This is a genomic window from Nocardioides sp. (assembly GCF_035503875.1).
Lineage (GTDB): Bacteria > Actinomycetota > Actinomycetes > Propionibacteriales > Nocardioidaceae > Nocardioides.
In genome coordinates this window covers 89,771-108,468 of the sequence record NZ_DATJTA010000030.1, presented here as the reverse complement: position 1 = coordinate 108,468, position 18,698 = coordinate 89,771, and the positions used below count along the sequence as shown (strand labels likewise).

At 74.1% G+C, this 18,698-nt stretch carries 15 protein-coding genes; 4 read left to right on the top strand and 11 right to left on the bottom strand.

The genetic code is table 11. The features are described 5' to 3' along the window. Positions 1 to 61: 61 nt before the first annotated feature. Positions 62 to 493 carry a hypothetical protein gene (locus tag VMF51_RS07495; protein WP_325473789.1) on the bottom strand — a complete coding sequence of 144 codons (432 nt, stop codon included), beginning with the start codon at positions 491 to 493 and terminating at the stop codon, positions 62 to 64. Between the two features lie 15 nt (positions 494 to 508). Next, positions 509 to 1,168 (bottom strand): DUF433 domain-containing protein, encoded by a 660-nt coding sequence (locus VMF51_RS07490; RefSeq protein ID WP_325473788.1) that lies wholly within the window; start codon positions 1,166 to 1,168, stop codon positions 509 to 511. A gap of 91 nt (positions 1,169 to 1,259) precedes the next feature. On the opposite strand from VMF51_RS07490, the gene VMF51_RS07485 reads away from it, so the two are divergent. Next, positions 1,260 to 3,866, top strand: coding sequence for an ATP-binding protein (locus VMF51_RS07485; protein WP_325473787.1), 2,607 nt, complete (start codon positions 1,260 to 1,262; stop codon positions 3,864 to 3,866). A 9-nt stretch (positions 3,867 to 3,875) separates the two neighbouring features. On the opposite strand, the gene VMF51_RS07480 is transcribed toward VMF51_RS07485, so the two are convergent. The 3 genes from VMF51_RS07480 to hrpB are packed head-to-tail and all read right to left on the bottom strand — an operon-like array spanning position 3,876 to position 8,768. Then, positions 3,876 to 4,052, bottom strand: coding sequence for a YbdD/YjiX family protein (locus VMF51_RS07480; RefSeq protein ID WP_325473786.1), 177 nt, complete (start codon positions 4,050 to 4,052; stop codon positions 3,876 to 3,878). Then, the gene (locus VMF51_RS07475) at positions 4,049 to 6,250 is read right to left on the bottom strand and encodes a carbon starvation CstA family protein (protein ID WP_325473785.1); all 2,202 of its coding nucleotides are present in this window, start codon (positions 6,248 to 6,250) and stop codon (positions 4,049 to 4,051) included. The genes VMF51_RS07480 and VMF51_RS07475 overlap by 4 nt, the downstream gene beginning before the upstream one ends. Before the next feature lie 28 nt (positions 6,251 to 6,278). Beyond that, the gene (gene hrpB, locus VMF51_RS07470; protein ID WP_325473784.1) at positions 6,279 to 8,768 is read right to left on the bottom strand and encodes an ATP-dependent helicase HrpB; all 2,490 of its coding nucleotides are present in this window, start codon (positions 8,766 to 8,768) and stop codon (positions 6,279 to 6,281) included. 144 nt (positions 8,769 to 8,912) lie between these two features. Here hrpB and VMF51_RS07465 point away from each other — a divergent pair, with 144 nt between their 5' ends. Together VMF51_RS07465 and VMF51_RS07460 are read left to right on the top strand one after the other, a co-directional pair. Then, complete coding sequence (locus tag VMF51_RS07465) at positions 8,913 to 9,749, top strand: class I SAM-dependent methyltransferase (RefSeq protein ID WP_325473783.1); 837 nt, start codon at positions 8,913 to 8,915, stop codon at positions 9,747 to 9,749. 209 nt (positions 9,750 to 9,958) lie between these two features. Further along, entirely contained in the window at positions 9,959 to 12,652 is a 2,694-nt protein-coding gene (locus VMF51_RS07460) for a beta-glucosidase H (RefSeq protein ID WP_325473782.1), read from the top strand. Between the two features lie 43 nt (positions 12,653 to 12,695). Here VMF51_RS07460 and VMF51_RS07455 read toward each other — a convergent pair whose 3' ends face one another. The 6 genes from VMF51_RS07455 to VMF51_RS07430 all read right to left on the bottom strand — a co-directional run bounded on the left by VMF51_RS07455 (position 12,696) and on the right by VMF51_RS07430 (position 17,833). Next, positions 12,696 to 13,967, bottom strand: a complete 1,272-nt coding sequence (locus VMF51_RS07455; RefSeq protein WP_325473781.1) for a dihydroorotase — start codon at positions 13,965 to 13,967, stop codon at positions 12,696 to 12,698. Further along, on the bottom strand, positions 13,967 to 14,893 hold the full coding sequence (locus tag VMF51_RS07450) for an aspartate carbamoyltransferase catalytic subunit (protein ID WP_325473780.1): 927 nt from the start codon (positions 14,891 to 14,893) through the stop codon (positions 13,967 to 13,969). Before VMF51_RS07450 ends, VMF51_RS07455 begins: the two co-directional genes overlap by 1 nt. Next, positions 14,890 to 15,474 (bottom strand): bifunctional pyr operon transcriptional regulator/uracil phosphoribosyltransferase PyrR, encoded by a 585-nt coding sequence (gene pyrR, locus VMF51_RS07445; RefSeq protein WP_325473779.1) that lies wholly within the window; start codon positions 15,472 to 15,474, stop codon positions 14,890 to 14,892. The genes VMF51_RS07450 and pyrR overlap by 4 nt, the downstream gene beginning before the upstream one ends. Positions 15,475 to 15,542: 68 nt before the next feature. Further along, positions 15,543 to 15,734, bottom strand: a complete 192-nt coding sequence (locus VMF51_RS07440) for a hypothetical protein (RefSeq protein ID WP_325473778.1) — start codon at positions 15,732 to 15,734, stop codon at positions 15,543 to 15,545. A gap of 112 nt (positions 15,735 to 15,846) precedes the next feature. Next, entirely contained in the window at positions 15,847 to 16,353 is a 507-nt protein-coding gene (locus tag VMF51_RS07435; protein WP_325473777.1) for a 2'-5' RNA ligase family protein, read from the bottom strand. A 181-nt stretch (positions 16,354 to 16,534) separates the two neighbouring features. After that, complete coding sequence (locus VMF51_RS07430; RefSeq protein ID WP_325473776.1) at positions 16,535 to 17,833, bottom strand: glycosyltransferase; 1,299 nt, start codon at positions 17,831 to 17,833, stop codon at positions 16,535 to 16,537. Positions 17,834 to 17,938: 105 nt separating this feature from the next. On the opposite strand from VMF51_RS07430, the gene VMF51_RS07425 reads away from it, so the two are divergent. Next, positions 17,939 to 18,670, top strand: a complete 732-nt coding sequence (locus VMF51_RS07425) for a dienelactone hydrolase family protein (RefSeq protein WP_325473775.1) — start codon at positions 17,939 to 17,941, stop codon at positions 18,668 to 18,670. The last annotated feature ends 28 nt before the right edge of the window (positions 18,671 to 18,698 follow it).

Here is an 18,698-nt window from a genome sequence, read left to right as displayed (position 1 = left end):
TATCAGCGGCCCGAGGCCTCTCCGTCACGCCGCCCCCGGTCGTGGACCCCTGGGGGATCCCTCAGTCAGCCAGGTCGAGCAGTCGCATCCGTGACCGGCTCGCGAGATAGATGAAGGGACCGGGCCGGCTCGCGGCCTCCTCGATCTGTCGCCAGTACCGCATGAAGAGCTCGAGCTGTCCCCAGGTGTTCCTGCCGTCCTCACCGGCGAGCGCCACCATCCGCGCTCCGTTCTCGCGCACGGCCCGCCGTTCGGCCGGGTTCTCACGGATGTTGTGGTCGCGCGTGACGATGACCCAGCCCCGGGCCGCGACGGCCGGAACCCAGACCGTGTCCTTGCTGCCGCGGGCGATCGGGCACTCGGGGCGCTGCCGGCGATGGATCACCGCACCGGGGTCACCCGGATAGGTGCAGTCGGACCGCAGCCGGGCGATCGTGTGCGCGAGCAGGAGGATGTCCTCGTCGAAGTAGTAGCGGACCTCGGCGGACTTCATGCGACATCGCGTAGGTCAGGAGGCCTGGCGAGCGTTCTCGTACGCGAGCGCCCATCGGACGTCCGTCTCCCGAAGCCCGAAGTCCGCCGCGATCTCGGCACGAGACGCGCCCTCCTCGGCGTACTCGTAGATGCTCAGCGTGCTGATCCCCTGCACGGACGGGCGGCCGAACCGGACATCCGGGCGAACGATCACCGTGGACCGCGGGTCCGGCGCGGGCCGCCAACCAGCGGCGAGATCGCCCTCCCAGGTCACCTGCTCGATGAACGTCTGTCCCGGATAGGTGAGCATGAGCTGGTCGTCGACCAGGCGCCAGTGCTCGTCGAGACCGGCCTCCTGTTGTGCCGCGAGCACGAGCCTCTTCCCTGAGACCAGCGGTCGCTGGTGAGCCAGCGGATAGGGCACCTGGAGCTCGTCGCGCAACAGCTCGATGAACAGGCGCAGCTCGCGCATGGGGACCCTGTTGCGTCGGTAGGCACGCAGCCAGCCCGCTTCGATGAACTCGGCCCAGGTGACGTAGCGCCGGTCGGTCGCCTCGGGACGGATGATCGGCAGATAGGTGGTCCCACGCCGCTCCCCACCTTGGAGCCAGTAGTGCAGGGTCGACGGCGCCACCCCGAGGAGTCGCGCCGCCTCGGGCTCGGTGTAGACCTCCTGGTCCAGAACCGTCGCCATGGCGCGAAGTCTCGCAGATGCCGGGGACGCTCGGCGGAGGTCGTGCGAATGGTGTGGACGACGACCGGTCACCCGGCCCTACGATCAGCGCATGCCGTCCCGGACGCGGGTCCTGGAACGTGACGACGAGCTCGCGGAGCTGGCCGGCGCTGCTCGGCGCGCCGCCACCGGGGCCGGTTCGGTCGTCCTGGTCTCCGGCGAGGCGGGGATCGGCAAGTCCAGCCTGGTCGCGGCGCTGCAGGACGCCCTCCCGGAGGCCCGGCTGCTCACGGGACGCTGCGACGACCTGGCCACCCCGCGGGTGCTGGGGCCGCTGCGGGACCTGTCCGGGACCGTCGGGGCCGACCTCGCCCGGGCGCTGCGCTCGCCCGGCGAGCGCGACGCCCTGTTCGCGGCGCTGTACGACGAGCTGGACTGGGCCGGGCACGCGACCGTGCTGACGGTCGAGGACGTGCACTGGGCGGACGAGGCGACCCTCGACCTGCTGCGCTGGCTGGGCCGCCGGATGGCCGACCTGCCCGCGGTCCTGGTCCTGACCTACCGCGACGACGAGCTCGACGGCGGGCACCCGCTGCGCCGGCTGCTGGCCGCACTCGCGACCGCCCGCTCGGTGATCCGGCTCCCCCTCGGCCCGCTGTCGTCCGACGCGGTGCGGTCGCTGGCCGGCCCCGCGCGAGCCGACGCCGTGCTCGCCGTGACCGGCGGCAACCCGTTCCTGGTGCACGAGGTGCTGGCCTCCCCGAACGGCGAGCCGCCCGACGCCGTCCCACCCAGCGTCGTCGACCTCGTGCTGGCGCGGATGCACCGGATCGACCCCGACTCCCGGGACGCGGTCGAGCGGCTCAGCGTGATCACCTCGACCGTCGACCGTCCGCTCGTGGACGCGCTGGTCCCGGGCGGGCTGGCCGCGCTGGCGAGCGCCGAGGAGCACGGGCTGCTGCTGGTCGAGCCCCGGCGGGTCGGCTTCCGCCACGAGCTCACCCGACGCGCGGTCGTCGACGCCCTGCCCGCGGCCCGTCGTACGACGCTGAACGCGGCCGCGCTCGCGGTCCTGGCGCAGCGACCCGACCACGATCCCGCCCAGCTGGTGCACCACGCGCTCGAGGCCGGGGACGCCGCGGCCGTCGTGCGGCACGGCCCGGCGGCGGCCGCCGCCGCGGTGACCGGCCGGGCGCACCGCCAGGCAGCGGACCACCTGCGCGCGGTGCTCGCGCACCGCGACGAGCTCGACCTCCCGGAGCTGGCCGACCTGTTGGAGGCCTCGGCCCGGGCCTGCTACACCGTCGGGGACCGGGAGCGCAGCGCGCTGGCCGACCAGGACGAGGCGGTCCGGATCCGGCGCGGGCTCGGCGACCGGGTCGCGCTCGGCTCCTCGCTCCGCTCGCTGTCGCGGATCGCCTGGTGGGTGGGCGACCGGCACCGGGCCGAGGAGGCGGCGGCCGATGCGGTCGACGTGCTGAGCGGGACGGAGGACCGCCGGGAGCTGGCACTCGCGCTGAGCAACGTCTCCCAGCTGGCCATGCTGGCCGAGCGGATGACCGAGGCCCGCGAGAACGCCGAGCGCGCGATCGAGCTGGCCCGCGAGGTCGACGACCGGGCGGTGCTGTCCCACGCGCTCAACAACCTCGGCACCGCGCAGTGGGCCCAGGGCGACCCCGCGGGCCGCGACCTGGTCGAGCGGTCGCGCACGGTCGCGCTCGAGGCGGGCCTGTCCGAGCACGCGAGCCGTGCCTGGTGCAACGTCGTGTGGCAGCTGCTGGTGCACCTGCGCCCCGACGAGGCCGGCGAGGAGCTGGTGGCGGGGATCGAGCACGCCGAGGCCGACGAGCAGGTCGCCTTCTGGAAGTACCTCACGGTGGAGCGCGGCCTGGTCGCACTCGCGGGCGCCCGCTGGTCGGCGGCCCTCGCGGATGCCGAGGTCGGCCTGGACGCCACCAGCCCGATCCGGTGCACGGCGCTGTTCGTGCTGGGCCGGGTCGCCCTGCGCACCGGCGAGCCCGCCGAGGACCTGGTCGAGGAGTGCTGGCGGCTGGGGCGCCAGCTCGACGAGCTCCAGCGCACGGCCCCTGCCGCGGCGCTGGCCTGCGAGGCTGCCTGGCTGCGCCGCGACGAGGAGCAGGTATGCCGCATCGGCCGTGAGGTGTACGCCGAGGCCTGCCGCGTCGGGTCCCTCCCCTGGCGGGTCGAGCTGGCGCACTGGCTGCGCCTGGCCGGCGACCCCGTCGACCCCGCGGAACTGGCGGGCAGCACCCACCCGTACGCCCTGTCGGCCCGCGGCGACTGGCGCGGAGCGGCGGACGGGTGGGCGGCCGCCGGCTATCCGTACGAGGCGGCCGCGGCGCTCACCGGCAGCGACGACGACGAGGTGGTGCTCAGCGGGCTCGCGGGCCTCGACGCGCTCGGCGGGGTCCGGCTCGCCGACCGGGTCCGGGAGGATCTGCGCCGCCGGGGCGTCGTCCGCGTGCCGCGCGGGCCGATCCCGGCGACCCGGGACAACGTGGCCGGGCTGACCCCGCGACAGCTCGACGTGCTCACCCTGCTCGCCGAGGGGCTGCCCAACGCGGCGATCGCCGAGCGGCTGGTGCTCTCGGTGCGCACCGTCGACCACCACGTGGCGGCGCTGATGGCCAAGCTCGGCGCCGTCTCGCGGCACGAGGCGGTCGAGAGGGCGGCCGGCCTGGGCTGGTCGGTCGGCTGACGGGACGCCTCAGCAGCACCTCCCCTGGGTGGAGCGCTCCCGGTGCTCGTCGCGGTGCCGCTCGAAGGCCCGGCGGCTCATCGGCTCCATGCCCTCCCGGGCGCAGCGCTCCAGGTAGGCGTCCCACCGCGCCTCCCCGCTGAGCTCGCGGAGGTACCAGCGCACCCCGGCCAGCACCCGGTTCATCGCCGGGCTCCGACTCTCTCGCGGCGCTCGGCCTCCCACGCCACGACCGCCTCCTTCTCACTCCTGGTGGCGAAGAAGTCGGCCGGTGCGACCAGCTCGGAGGGCTGGGCCGGGACCTCCGTGGTCGGCAGGGTGCCGGCCCGGATCGCGCGTATCCAAATCAGCGCCGCGTTGGCGACGATGACCAGGACCAGGACCGCGAAGCTGGCCTGCAGCACGCCGTTCACGGTCGAGTTCGTGATCACCGTGTCCATCTGCGCGGCATCCGTGGCGGGCGCGAGCACCTCGCCGGCGTCGCGCGCCTCGCGGTAGCGGTCCGCCTGCGCGAAGTAGCCGATGGCCGGGTTGGAGGAGAAGACCTTCTCGTAGCTCGCGGTCATCGTGGTGACCAGGTCCCAGACCAGCGGCACCGCCGGGACCCACACCCACTTGGTCCAGCCGTGCTTGAGGAAGAGCGTCACGCACAGGGTCAGCGCGATCGCCGCCAGCAGCTGGTTGGCGATGCCGAACAGCGGGAAGAGCTGGTTGATGCCGCCGAGCGGGTCGGTGACCCCGACGTACAGCATGTAGCCCCAGCAGGCGACGACCACGGCGGACGCGCTCCAGGCGGCGGGCTTCCACGAGGTGTCGCCGTACCGCTTCCAGACGTTGCCGACCGTGTCCTGCAGCATGAAGCGGCCCACGCGGGTGCCGGCGTCCACGGCGGTGAGGATGAACAGCGCCTCGAACATGATCGCGAAGTGGTACCAGAACGCCGCCAGCCCGCCGCCGAACGCGTCGGTGAAGATGGTCGAGATGCCGAGGGCCAGGGTCGGGGCACCGCCGGTGCGCGAGACCAGCTCCTCCTCGACGGAGGCCGCCGCGGCGTTGAGCTGGTCCGGGGTCAGCGTGAAGCCGAGGCCGTTGACGAACTCGACCGCCCCGTCGACGGTGCCGCCGGTGACTCCGGCGGGGGCGTTCATCGCGAAGTAGAGGCCCTGGTCGATCACCGAGGCGGCGATCAGCGCCGAGATGGCGACGAACGACTCCATCAGCATGCCGCCGTACCCGATCATCCGGACGTGGCTCTCCTTGGCGACCATCTTCGGCGTGGTCCCGGAGGCGATCAGCGCGTGGAAGCCGGAGAGCGCGCCGCAGGCGATGGTGATGAACAGGAACGGGAACAGCTTGCCGGCGAACACCGGCCCGTCGCCGTCGGTGGCGAAGCTGGTGACCGCCTCGTTCTGCAGGACCGGGGCGGCGACCACCAGGCCGATGGCGAGCAGCACGATGACGCCGATCTTCATGAACGTCGAGAGGTAGTCGCGCGGCGTCAGCAGCATCCAGACCGGCAGGATCGAGGCGACGAAGCCGTAGACCACGAGGCAGAGGGTCAGCGTCTCCTTCGACAGCGTCAGCGGGCCGTCGAGCCCCCAGGACTCGACGTACCCGCCGCCGATGATCGCGAGGAGCAGGAGCACGACGCCGATGGCGGTCACCTCGAGGACCCGGCCGGGTCGGATGTAGCGGAGGTAGAAGCCCATGAACAGGGCGATCGGGATGGTCAGGCCGATCGAGAACACGCCCCACGGCGACTCGGCGAGCGCGTTGACGACGACCAGCGACAGCACCGCGAGGATGATGATCATGATGGCGAAGACGGCGATCAGCGCGGCGGTCCCGCCGACGACGCCGATCTCCTCGCGGATCATCTGGCCCAGGCTCTTGCCGTCGCGGCGCAGCGAGAAGAAGAGCACCACCATGTCCTGTACGGCGCCCGCGAAGATGACGCCGACGATGATCCACAGGGTGCCGGGCAGGTAGCCCATCTGCGCCGCGAGCACCGGACCGACCAGCGGTCCCGCGCCCGCGATGGCGGCGAAGTGGTGGCCGAAGAGCACCCGGCGGTCGGTGATCTCGAAGTCGGTGCCGTTCTCCAGCCGCTCGGCCGGCGTGGCCCGGCGGTCGTCGAGCCTCAGCACCCGGCGCGCGATGAAGCGGGAGTAGAAGCGGTACGCGATGAAGTACGACGACAGCGCGGCGAACAGGATCCACAGCGCCGAGACGTCCTCGCCGCGACTGAGCGCGAGCACGGCCCAGCAGACGGCGCCGACGACGGCGATGAAGGCCCAGATCGCCATGGACAGCGGCGTCATCCGCCGCTGGTCCGGAGCGGCCGGCCCGGGTTCCTCGGGCGGCCGGGTGGTGGATGTGGTCATGCGGAGCCTCCAAACCGAGGGGTGGGCATCACCTCCTGGTACCCCGAGTCGGCGGTGCCGACCACGGGTCCTCCGGCCAGGCGTGCTTCGGGTACCTGCCCCGCAGCTCCGCCCGCACCTGCGGGTAGCCGTTCGCCCAGAACGACGCCAGGTCGGCCGTCACGGCGACCGGCCGGCGCGCGGGCGAGAGGAGGTGCAGCAGCACCGGCACCCGTCCGTCGGCCAGCCGCGGCGTCGCGGCCCAGCCGAACGTCTCCTGCAGGCGTACGGCGAGCACGGGCTGCTCGGCGTCGTACTCGACCCTGACGGCGGAGCCGCTCGGGACGCTCAACCGCTCCGGGGCGAGCTCGTCGAGCCGGCCCGCCGCGGGCCACGGGAGCAGCCGACGCAGGGCGGTGAGCACGTCGACGCGGGCCAGGTCGCGGGCCGTCCGGATCCGGGCGAGCTCCGGACCGAGCCAGGTCTCCACGCTCGCGGCCAGGGCGTCGTCGGAGACATCGGGCCAGGGCTCCCCCAGCGTCCGGTGCAGGAAGGACATCCGCGCCCGGAGCGCGCGGGCGGCGTCGGTCCAGGGCAGCACCCCGAGCCCCTCCTGCCGCAGCCCGTCGCGCACGGCCGCGCCGACCCGCTCCGCGGGCGGGTCCGCGAGCCCGACGGACGAGAGCTCGACGGCGCCCAGCCGCGTGACCCGGCGCGCCACGACCCGGCCGCCGGACCAGGCCACCTCGTCGTCCTCCTGCCACCGGGCAGCGGCCGCCTCGAGGGCCAGACCCTCGTCGATCGGCGCCGCGGAGCGGATCGTGGCGTCCCGCTGGCCCGGGCGCCGGTCGATGTCGGCGACAGCCAGCCAGTCGGCGCCGGCGAGCCCGGACTCGCCGCGTGGGAGCACCGCCCCCGTGCCCCCGACCAGGAGGTACGACGCGCCACTCGGTCGACGGCGGGCGATCCGGTCCGGGTGGGCCAGCGCGACGACGGCACCGACGGCGAGGTCGTCGGTCAGGTCCGTCGTCGGCCCCGCCCCGTCCGCCAGGTGCCCGCGAAGCCGTTCCGCGCTGGTCCGCCAGGCCGCCGTCCCCGGTCCACCGCGACGCAGCGACCGGAGCGCGGCGACCAGGTCGCCGCCCGGTGCCCGGGTGTCCTCGTCGAGCAGCGCCACCACCTCCGCTGCTCGGCGGGCTCCGACGATCGCGGCGCCGTCGAGCAGCGCCCGTGCCAGCCGCGGGTCGGCCGGCACCCGGGCGATGGCCCGGCCCCGCTCGGTCACGGCTCCGCTCGCGTCGATCGCGCCGAGGTCGGCCAGCGTCGCGCGCGCGACCGCGAGCGCCGCCTCGGGCGGCGGGTCGGGCAGGGCGAGACCCGCGCCGCCGGGACTCCCCCACACCGCCAGCTCGAGCGCGAACCCGGTCAGGTCGGCGACCGCGATCTCGGGCTCCGGTTGGGCGGCCAGGTGGGCGTGCTCGGCCTCGCTCCAGCAGCGGTACACCGTGCCCGGAGCCTCCCGCCCGGCGCGTCCGGCCCGCTGCTCGGCGGCGGCCCGGCTGACCGGGACCGTCACCAGGCCGGCCAGCCCGCGCCGGTGGTCGGTGCGGGGCTGCCGGACCAGTCCCGCGTCGACGACGCAGCGGACGCCCGGCACGGTCAGCGACGACTCGGCCACCGCGGTCGAGACGACGACCCGTCGCCGCTCCCCCGGGAGCAGGGCGAGGTCCTGGCGATCCGACGGGAGCCGGCCGTGCAGGGGACGGACGTCGGCGTCGACATCCGCCAGGCGGCGTACGACCCCGTCGACCTCGGCGACGCCGGGCAGGAACGCGAGGACGTCGCCCCTCCGCTCGGCCAGCGCGCGCCGGACCGTGGCCGCCACGTGATCGAGGAAGGCGGGTGTGATGCCGCGGTCGTCGGATCGCCGTACTCCCGGCGGCGCAGCCGCCCATACCTGCTCGACCGGGTGCAAGGTGCCGGGCACGTCGACGACGGGAGCGTCCAGCAGCGCCGCGAACCGGTCCGCCTCGACCGTCGCCGACATCGCGACCAGCCGCAGGTCGTCGCGCAGGTTCGTCCGGACGTCGACCAGCAGGGCCAGCAGCAGGTCGGCGTCGAGCGCACGCTCGTGCACCTCGTCCAGGACCACCGCGTCGACGCCCGGCAGGTCCGGATCGCGCTGCAGGCGCCGGAGCAGCACCCCGGTGGTGACCATCTCGACGCGCGTCCGCGGCCCGGAGCGGCGATCGCCGCGGACGGCGTACCCGACCGTCTGGCCGACCGGCTCGCCGAGGAGGTGGGCCAGCCGGCGAGCCGCGGCACGGGCGGCGATCCGGCGCGGCTGGGTGACGACGACGCGGCCGGGCCCGAGCGTGGCGACGGCCGGCGGCACCAGGGTGGTCTTGCCGCTGCCCGGCGGCGCCTGGACGACCGTCGCGCCCCGGTCGCGCAGCCCGGCGAGCAGGGGCTCCAGGCCGGACCGCACCGGCAGGTCGGGAGGTGCCGCGAGCAGGCGCTGGAGCGGGTCGGTCGGCACCGGCCCAGTCTCTCCCCTCGGTGCCGCCCGATGCCGACATGGGTAGTGCGGCGGGCCGAGATGGGCAACGGCTGCGGATCCGGCGGCCCCGTACGCACCCCTAGAACTGGTGGTCCCGAGAAGATCGACCAAGGAGAGACCAGCATGAGCACCAGCAGCACCGCCACCGACCTCGCGGCCGACCAGGCCCTGAAGGCCAAGCACCGCGCCATGTGGGCGCTCGGCGACTACCCGGCCGTCGCCACCGAGGTCATCGCCGACCTCGGTCCGACCCTCGTCGAGGCCAGCGGGATCGGGCCGGGCGACCGGGTTCTCGACGTCGCGGCCGGGTCGGGCAACGTCGCCGTACCGGCCGCCGCCAACGGCGCCCGGGTGATCGCCTCCGACCTGACGCCCGAGCTGTTCGACGTCGGCCGTCGCCTCGCCGCCGAGGCCGGCGTCGAGGTCGAGTGGGCCGAGGGCGACGCCGAGGCGCTGCCGTACGCCGACCACACCTTCGACGTCGTCACCTCGTGCGTGGGCGTGATGTTCGCGCCGCACCACCAGCCGGCCGCCGACGAGCTGATCCGGGTCTGCCGCCCGGGCGGGACGATCGGGCTGATCGCCTGGACGCCGGAGGGCTTCATCGGCCAGCTCTTCGCCACCATGAAGGGGTACGTCGCTCCCCCGCCGGCCGGCGTCCAGCCGCCCCCGCTGTGGGGCTCGGAGCAGCACGTGCGCGACCTGTTCGGCGACCGGGTCGTCGACGTGGTCGCCGAGCGGCGGCAGCTGCCGGTGACCCGGTTCGCGACCGGCGAGGAGTTCCGGGACTTCTTCAAGGCCTGCTACGGCCCGACGATCGCGGCGTACCGCGGGATCGCCGACCAGCCGGAGCGCGTCGCCGAGCTCGACGCGGCCCTGGCCGCGCTGCCGGACCGGTTCGGCGGCGCGCAGGACATGACCTGGGAGTACCTGCTGCTCACCGCCCGCACCGCGAGCTGAACACTCCCGCCCCGGGACGCATCGTGGCGGACGATCGGGACACCGGTCCTACGGTCGTCCGCCACGAAGCGCGGACGGGAAGGGAGTCCCGAGCGCAACCTCCACCGACCCCGCAGGGAGCTCCGCCGAGCCCGATCGCACGACGCCGCGTCCTCCCGGCCGCGTGGGCGCAACGCCCCGGACTCGATCGACTCGGATCGAGGAATCTCATGCAGATCGGAAAGCAGCTCATCGCAGTGACGACCAGTGCGCTCGTGCTGGCCGTGCTCCCGGGGCCGGCGCTCGGCGCCCCACCGGGAGACGACGACGTCCGCGACCGCTTCACGGGTCAGCGCGGTCCCGTCCCCCCGGTGCCCGCCCGACCCGACGGCCGGTCCTACCGGGCGTCGGCGACCGACTGGGACCGCAGCGCGGCGGTCGAGCGACGGGTGGACGCCCTGCTCGACCAGATGACCGACGAGGAGAAGGCCGACCTCGCCACCGGCGAGCTCAACAACAACTTCGGCTTCTACAACAACCCCATCCCCCGGCTGGGCATCCCGGCGCAGACCATGGCTGACGGCCCGGTCGGCGTCCGGGTCGCCGACCCGGGCGTCGACCAGCGCTCGACCCAGCTGCCGTCGGGCAGCTCGCTCGCGGCGTCGTACGACGACGGCCTGGCCCGACGCTACGGGCGGCTGCTCGGCGTCGAGGCCCGGCACACCGGCCACAACGTCTCGCTGGCGCCGTCGGCGGACATCGCCCGCACGCCCCTGTGGGGCCGGGCCTTCGAGGGCTTCGGCGAGGACCCGCTCCTGGTCGGACGGATGTCCGGCGAGGTGGTGCGCGGGATCCAGTCGAGCCCCGTCATGGCGACGGCGAAGCACCCGTTCGCGTACAACCAGGAGACCGACCGCTTCAACGTGGACGTCCAAGTGGGCGAGCGCGCGCTCCAGGAGATCTACCTGCGGCCGTTCGGGATCGCCCAGCGCCTCGGCCGCCCCGGCTCGATGATGTGCTCGTTCAACCGGCTCAACGGCACCTACGCCTGCGAGAACCCGGCGATGACGACCCTGCTCAAGCGCCAGCTGCGCTTCCGCGGCTTCGTGATGAGCGACTACAACGCGACCCCCAGCACGGTCGCGGCCGCGAACGCCGGCCTCGACCAGGAGCAGCCCGGTGACCAGGGTCCCGGCTCCGCCAACTTCGGTCAGCGCCTGCTCGACGCCGTGGCCGCGGGCGACGTGAGCCGGGCGCGGCTCACCGACATGGCGCGGCGCATCCTGCGGCCGATGGTCGGGCTCGGGCTGTTCGACCGGCACCCGGACAACGCCGGGTTCCCGACGGCCCGCCACCGGGCACTCGCCCGGCGCGTGGCGGCCCGCGGCATGGTGCTGCTGCAGAACCGCCGCGACGTCCTCCCGTTGGCCGGTCGGACCCGCTCGATCGCCGTCATCGGCCCCGACGCGGACAACACCTCCGCCCAGGGCGGCGGCTCGTCCACGATCTCGGTGCCGACGGCCTCGGTCAGCCCGCTCGCCGGCATCCGCGACCGCGCGGGCGCCCGGACCCGGGTGCGGTACCAGCCCGGCACCGACGGCATCAACGAGGGCGACCTGCTGCCCGGCCCGGCGCCGCTGCCGGCCTCGGTGCTGGCGCCGTCCGCCGGCAGCACGGCCGAGGGGCTCCAGGCGAGCTACTGGCCCAACCTCGACCGGTCCGGCACCCCCGCCCGGACCGTGGTCGATCCCAACGTCAACGTGAACTTCGGGTTCCAGAACTTCCCCGGGTTCAACGTGGCGTCGCCCAAGATCCCGACGCCCGTCGGGGAGTTCGCGCTGTACGGCGACCTCTCGGCCGAGTGGACGGGCGTCCTGCGGGCGCCCGGCACCGGCACCGTCCGGCTCGGGCTCACCGCCCGCGGTGACGCCCGGCTGTACGTCGACGGCCAGCTCCTCGTCCAGCACACCGGCGCTCTGTCATCGGTGAGCGCGCCCGTCCAGCTCGTCGCGGGACGGACCCACGACATCCGGGTGGAGTACTCCGCTCCCGCGCTGAACAGCTACCAGGGTGGGCAGGTCCGACTGTTCTGGACCCACCCCGACAGCATGGTGCCCCCGAAGATGGCCCGGGCCGTCCGGGTCGCGGACCGCGCCCGCGTCGCGGTGGTCGTCGTCCGCGACTACGAGACCGAGGGCGTCGACCGGCCCGACCTGCGGCTCCCGAAGGAGCAGGACCTGCTGATCCGGATGGTCGCGGCGGTGAACCCGCGCACCGTCGTGGTCGTCGAGACCGGCGCGACGACGGTCCTGCGGGCGTGGCAGCGCCGCGTCGAGGGCATCGTCCAGGCCTGGTACCCCGGCCAGGAGCAGGGCCGGGCGATCGCCGACGTCCTGTGGGGCGACGTGAACCCGTCGGGACGCCTGCCCGCAACGGTTCCCCGGAGCGAGTCCCAGGTCCCCGGCACGCCGGCGGGCGTGGCGGCGTACACGGAGGGCGTGAACGTGGGCTACCGCGGCTTCCTCGCCACGGGCACCCGGCCGGCGTACCCCTTCGGGTTCGGGCGCTCCTACACCCGCTTCCGCTACGACGGGCTGCGCGTGCGCGCGACGGCGAACGGCCGCGGCGCGGTCGCACGGTTCCGGGTGACCAACGTCGGTGACCGGACCGGGACCGCCGTACCGCAGGTGTACGTCGGCAGGCTGCCCACGCGGGTCGCGACCCCGCCGCGCCAGCTCGCCGGCTACGACACCGTGCGGCTCCGCCCGGGACGCAGCCGCGTCGTGCAGGTGCGGATCGGCCGGGAGTCGGTGTCCTACTGGAACACCGCCACCGACGCGTGGGTCACCCCGCGCGGCCGGGTGCGGGTCCTCGTCGGGAACGACGTGCGGGCCACGCTGGGCCGGACGGTGCGGATCGGCTGATCCGTCCGCCCGACGGTCGGAGCCCGCTCCTCGGGGAGCGGGCTCAGACCAGCTTGCCGTCGAGGACCGTGGGCTTCCCGCGCAGGAAGGTCGCGACGACGCGGCCCGGCAGCTCCATGCCGCGGTACGGCGTGTTGCGGCTCAGGCTGGCCGAGTCGGTCGGGTCGATCGTGCGGCGGGCCGCCGGGTCGTAGAGCACGACGTTGGCGGGCTCGCCGACCTCGATCGGCCGGCCGTGCTCGGCGACCCGACCGATCCGGGCGGGGGCGTACGACATCCGCTCGGCGACGCCGTTCCAGTCGAGCAGGCCGGGGTCGACCATGGTGGCCTGCACGATCGACAGCGCGGTCTCCAGACCGAGCATGCCGAACGCGGCGGCCGCCCACTCGCAGTCCTTGTCCTCGTGCGGGTGCGGGGCGTGGTCCGTGGCGACGATGTCGATCGTGCCGTCGGCCAGCCCGGCCCGCAGCGCCTCGACGTCGGCGGCCGTGCGCAGCGGTGGGTTCACCTTGTAGATCGGGTCGTAGGTCGCGGCCAGCTCGTCGGTGAGGATCAGGTGGTGCGGGCAGGCCTCCGCGGTGACGTCCCAGCCCTTGCGCTTGGCGTCGCGGACGATCTCGACCGAGCCCGCCGTACTCACGTGGCAGACGTGGAGGCGCGAGCCGACGTGGGCCGCGAGCAGGCAGTCGCGGGCGATGATCGCCTCCTCGGCCACCGCCGGCCAACCGGTCAGGCCGAGCTTCCCGGAGAGCTCACCCTCGTTCATCTGCGCGCCCTCGGTGAGCCGCGGCTCCTGGGCGTGCTGGGCGATGACGCCGTCGAAGGCCTTGACGTACTCCAGCGCACGGCGCATCAGGACGGCGTCGCTGACGCACTTGCCGTCGTCGGAGAAGACCCGGACCCGTGCGGCCGAGTCGGCCATCGCGCCGAGCTCGGCCAGCCTCTCGCCCTGCAGGCCGACGGTGACGGCGCCGACCGGGAACACGTCGCAGTGGCCGGCCTCGCGGCCCAGGCGCCAGACCTGCTCGACGACGCCGGCGGTGTCGGCGACCGGCTCGGTGTTGGCCATCGCGTGGACGGCGGTGAAGCCGCCCATCGCGGCGGCCCGGGTGCCGGTCTCGACGGTCTCGGCGTCCTCGCGGCCCGGCTCGCGCAGGTGGGTGTGCAGGTCGACCAGGCCCGGCAGCGCGACCAGGCCGGTGCCGTCGATCTCCTCGGCGCCGTCGGCGGCACCCTCGGAGATCACTCCGTCCTGGAGCAGCAGATCGGTCGGCTCGCCGCCGAGGATCGAGACGTTGCGGATCAGGTAGTTCATCAGTCGCTTTCGTTTCCACCGAGGAGGAGATAGAGGACGGCCATCCGGACGGCGACGCCGTTGGTGACCTGCTCGACGATCACCGAGCGGCTGGAGTCGGCCACGTCGGCCGTGATCTCCATGCCGCGGACCATCGGGCCGGGGTGCATCACGATCGTGTGGTCCTGCAGCGTCGCCATCCGGCGCGCGTCGAGACCGTAGCGGCGCGAGTACTCGCGCGGGGTCGGGAAGAACCCGCCCTGCATCCGCTCGCGCTGGACGCGCAGCATCATCACCGCGTCGGCCTTCGGGATCACGGCGTCCAGGTCGTACGACGTCTCGACCGGCCAGGTGTCGATCCCCACCGGCAGCAGCGTCGGCGGCGCCACCAGCGTGACCTCGGCACCGAGCGTGTGCAGCAGCAGCGCGTTGGACCGGGCCACCCGGCTGTGCAGGACGTCGCCGACGACGGCGATCCGGCGGCCGTCCAGCGAGCCGAGGTGCCGCGTCATCGTGAACGCGTCGAGCAGCGCCTGGGTGGGGTGCTCGTGGGTGCCGTCGCCGGCGTTGACGACGCTGGAGCGCACCCAGCCGGAGTTGGCCAGCAGGTGCGGCGCACCGCTCGCGCCGTGGCGTACGACGACCGCGTCCGCGCCCATCGCCTCGAGCGTGAGCGCCGTGTCCTTCAGCGACTCGCCCTTGGAGAGGCTGGAGCCCTTGGCGGCGAAGTTGATGACGTCCGCGCTCAGCCGCTTGGCCGCCGCCTCGAAGGAGATCCGGGTGCGGGTGGAGTCCTCGAAGAACAGGTTGACCACGGTGCGCCCGCGCAGGGCCGGCAGCTTCTTGATGGGCCGGTCGGCGAGCTCGCGCAGCTCCGCCGCGGTCGTCAGGATGAGCTCGGCGTCGTCGCGGGTCAGGTCGCCCGCGCTCAGCAGGTGGCGCTTCACGGAGCCACCTGCTCGCCGTAGATCGTCACCGCGTCGGCCTCGTCGATCCCGTCCAGCGTCACCCGGACCCGCTCGACCAGGCTCGTCGGGAGGTTCTTGCCGACGAAGTCGGCCCGGATCGGCAGCTCGCGGTGGCCGCGGTCCACGAGGACCGCCAGCCGCACGGCGCGGGGGCGGCCGATGTCGTTGAGCGCGTCGAGGGCGGCGCGGATCGTGCGGCCGGAGAAGAGCACGTCGTCGACCAGGACGACCGTCTTGGCGTCGATGCCGCCGGGCGGCAGCTTGGTCGGCAGCAGTGCGCGGGCCGGCTTCATCCGCAGGTCGTCGCGGTACATGGTCACGTCGAGCGAGCCGACGGGGACGTCGTACCCCTCGACGGCGGCGATGCGCTCGGCGATCCGCTCGGCCAGGGGTACGCCGCGGCTGGGGATGCCGAGGAGAACGAGGTCCTCGCCGCCCTTGTTGCGCTCGAGGATCTCGTGGGAGATGCGGGTCAGTGCTCGGGTGATGTCACGAGCGTCCAGGACCACGCGGCCGGCGGCCGGTCCCTCGGACTCTGGGGGTGCAGGCTGGGCACACACGAGTGTTGCCGGACCTCCTTCTCCGCCTCACAGGACGGCTCGTTAAAGGATGTCGATCGCGGCCGACCCTACCGCACCCGCCAGCCCGCGGGCACGGCTCGGCCCTCGCGCAGGCAGTCCTCGTCCTCGCCGTTCGTGACGACCCGCCACCCCCAGCGCTCGTCGCAGGACAGCGGCCGGTTGCCGAGCGGGTCCAGGGTGGCGCCGGCGGGCGGGTCCTCGCCCTCGGCGATGATCGATCCCCCGTCGGCGTAGCTCACCGGTCGGGGGCCGGTCGGCCGCCCGTGCTGTAACGACAAGTTCGCCGCACTGGTAGGACGCTGCAACGGGCGTCCAGTGCAGCGAGCTTGTCGTTACAACTGGCGGCGGCGCTCAGCTCTCGGCTGGCAGCAGGCCGGTGACCGTGCCCTCGGCCGGGTCCCAGCGCCGGAGGCCGGTCAGCTGCAGCTCCACGTCGGCGTACCCCAGCAGGCCCAGGGCCGTGGCCACCTGGTCGCGCGGTACCCGACGCGCCAGCGTCACGTGCGGCAGCCAGCCCCGGTGGGCCAGGTCGGCGACGCCCGCCCGCAGGCCGAGGACCGCTGCGACCAGGGCGTCGTCGACGTCCAGCGCCCGCGCCACGGTGACCTTCTGCCCCCCGATCAGCAGCAGCCCGGTCGCCCGCACCCGGGTGGGCAGCAGCGGCCCGAGTACGTCGACCGCTCGGCCGTCGTCGGGCAGCACGGGCGCGGCGATCACCGTGACGTGCGGCGTGTTGGTGCCGCCCGTGTGGTCGAGCTGGGACGGCAGCCCCGCGTCGCGCAGCGCCTGCCAGTCCGCGAGCACCGCCTCCCGCCCCGCCTCGTCGGGCACCAGCTCGAACGCGTGCAGTCGGGGCATGGCTCGATCCTGGCCCACCGCTTCCTCGGCGGTCGAGCCTGGTGGTCGAGCAGCGAAGGCGCTCTGGCGCCTGAGCGACCGTCGAGACCCGGTGAGCTGACCGGCGTCGTACACCGACAGACACAAGTCCACCCGGCCGGCCCGATGTACGCCTGGACGGCGGACGACGGGGCGACTTGTGTCAGTCCGAGTACGACGCCCGAACGGCAACCCCGGCCCCGACCAGGTCGACCAGGCCCTGCACCCCGGGCGAGCGGCGGATGGCAGCACCGATGGCCGCGCTGCGCTCGGCGTACGACGGGTCGTTCAGCAGCCGGCGTACGCCGTCGCGGACCTGGGTCGGCGTCGGCCGGCCGGTGCCGAGCCGGACGCCGACCTTCGACCAGTGGACCCGGGCGGAGGTCTCGACCTTGTCCTCGGTGTCGCCCGCGACCACGATCGGCGTGCCGTGCTCCATCGCGTAGTGCAGGCCGCCGTACCCGCCGTTGGTGACGAAGACCGAGGTCAGTGGGAACAGCCGGTCGTAGGGCAGGTACTCGGCCGCGACGGCGTTGGCCGGCAGCGGCGGCAGCCCGTCGAGCGGGGCGTTGCCGGTGCTGACCACGACCAGGACGTCCTCGTCCGCGAGTCCCTCGAGCGTCGGTCCGACCAGCTCGGTGAAGTCCGAGACCGCCACGGTGCCCTGGCTGACGTGCACGACCGGGGTCCCGGACGACAAGCGGTCCCACCACTCCGGCACCGGGATGCTCGACGGCGCGGTGCGGCTCACCGGCCCGACGTAGTGCAGCCGGTCGGGGGCGTCCGGACGCGGGTACTCGAACTGCGCCACCGTGAACTGCACCAGGAGGTCGGCGCGGGTCACCACGTCGAAGAAGAAGCCGCCGTCCAGCGGCGCGGCGCCGAGCTCGGCCAGCAGCGCGTCGAGGCGGCGGTGCACCGGCCGCAGCACCACCCTCGTGGCGACCTGCTTCATCACGGCGTTGCGCAGCCTGCCGAGCGGCCCGGCCATCGGCAGCGCCCCCAGTCCGTACGGCGGGGTCGCGCGGCTCGAGAGCCCGAGCGGGCCGATGCCGCACATCACCCGGAGCGGACGGGTCGCCTCCGGCAGTGCCTCCAGCCCGACCGCGCCCACGAACGTCAGCTCGTAGAGCACGGCGTCCGCGGGCTCCTCCTCCAGCATGGCCAGCAGCGTCCGTGCCGCGTGCGGGGCGGGGTCGAGGAACGCTCGGGTGACGCCGTCGTTGATCGCGGCCACGCCCTTCGGCCGCTCGCCCGCCGCCACCTCATCGAGGGTCACCGCCTCCGGCGGCAGCGCGGTGAACGCGAACCCGGCGGCACGGACGCGGTCGGCGTAGGCCGCCCCGGTCAGGAAGCGGACCCGCCACCCGCGGTCGGCCAAGCCTCGCCCCACGGCGAGCATCGGCGCGACGTGGCCGTCGGCGGGCATCGAGCACAGAATCGCGGTCCGGTCGGTGCTCACCGACCCATCCTGGCGAACACTGCACCAGGCCGCAGCGGAACCCTCGGATCGGCGGCTGGGAACAAGTCCGCGCCCGTCGCGGCCGCCGGATCGCCATACTCAGGCATGGCCCTCGACGACTGGACCCTCGGCAGCCACACCGATGCGAACGCGACGACCCACCCGACGTACCGCCGCGGCACCGGGCCGGGCGTCGTGATCGTCCACGAGATCCCCGGGATCACGCCCGACGTGCTCGCGTTCGCCGAGGAGGTGGTCGCGGCGGGGTTCACGGTCGTGCTGCCGCACCTGTTCGGCCGTCCCGGCGCGCCCATGTCGGTGCCGGAGATCGCCCGGTCGTTCGCCCGGGTGTGCGTGAGCCGGGAGTTCACGAAGCTGGCGACCGGCGAGACCGCACCCGTGGCGGGGTGGCTGCGCAGCCTGGCCCGCGAGCTGCACGAGGAGCTCGGCGGATCCGGTGTCGGGGCACTGGGCATGTGCTTCACCGGCGGGTTCGCCCTGGCGATGATGGTCGACGATGCGGTCGCGGCGCCGGTTCTCTGCCAGCCCTCCGCCCCGTTCCCGGTCGGGAAGCGGCGCGGCGCCGACCTCAACCTCTCCCCCGGCGACCTCGACGTCGTACGCCGCCGCGCCGCCGCCGGCTGCCAGGTGCTGGGCCTCCAGTACGCCCAGGACCCCGCCACCGGCACCCGCTTCGACACCCTCGACCGCGAGCTCGGATCGGCGTTCCTCCGCGTCGACCTCCCCGGTCGCGGCCACTCAACGGTCACCGCCCAGCGCAGCGACGAGGCCGTGGAGCGGGTGCTCGCGTTCTTCCAGGAGAAGCTGCATCCCTGATCGTGGAACCGGTTCCGGCACCTCGGGG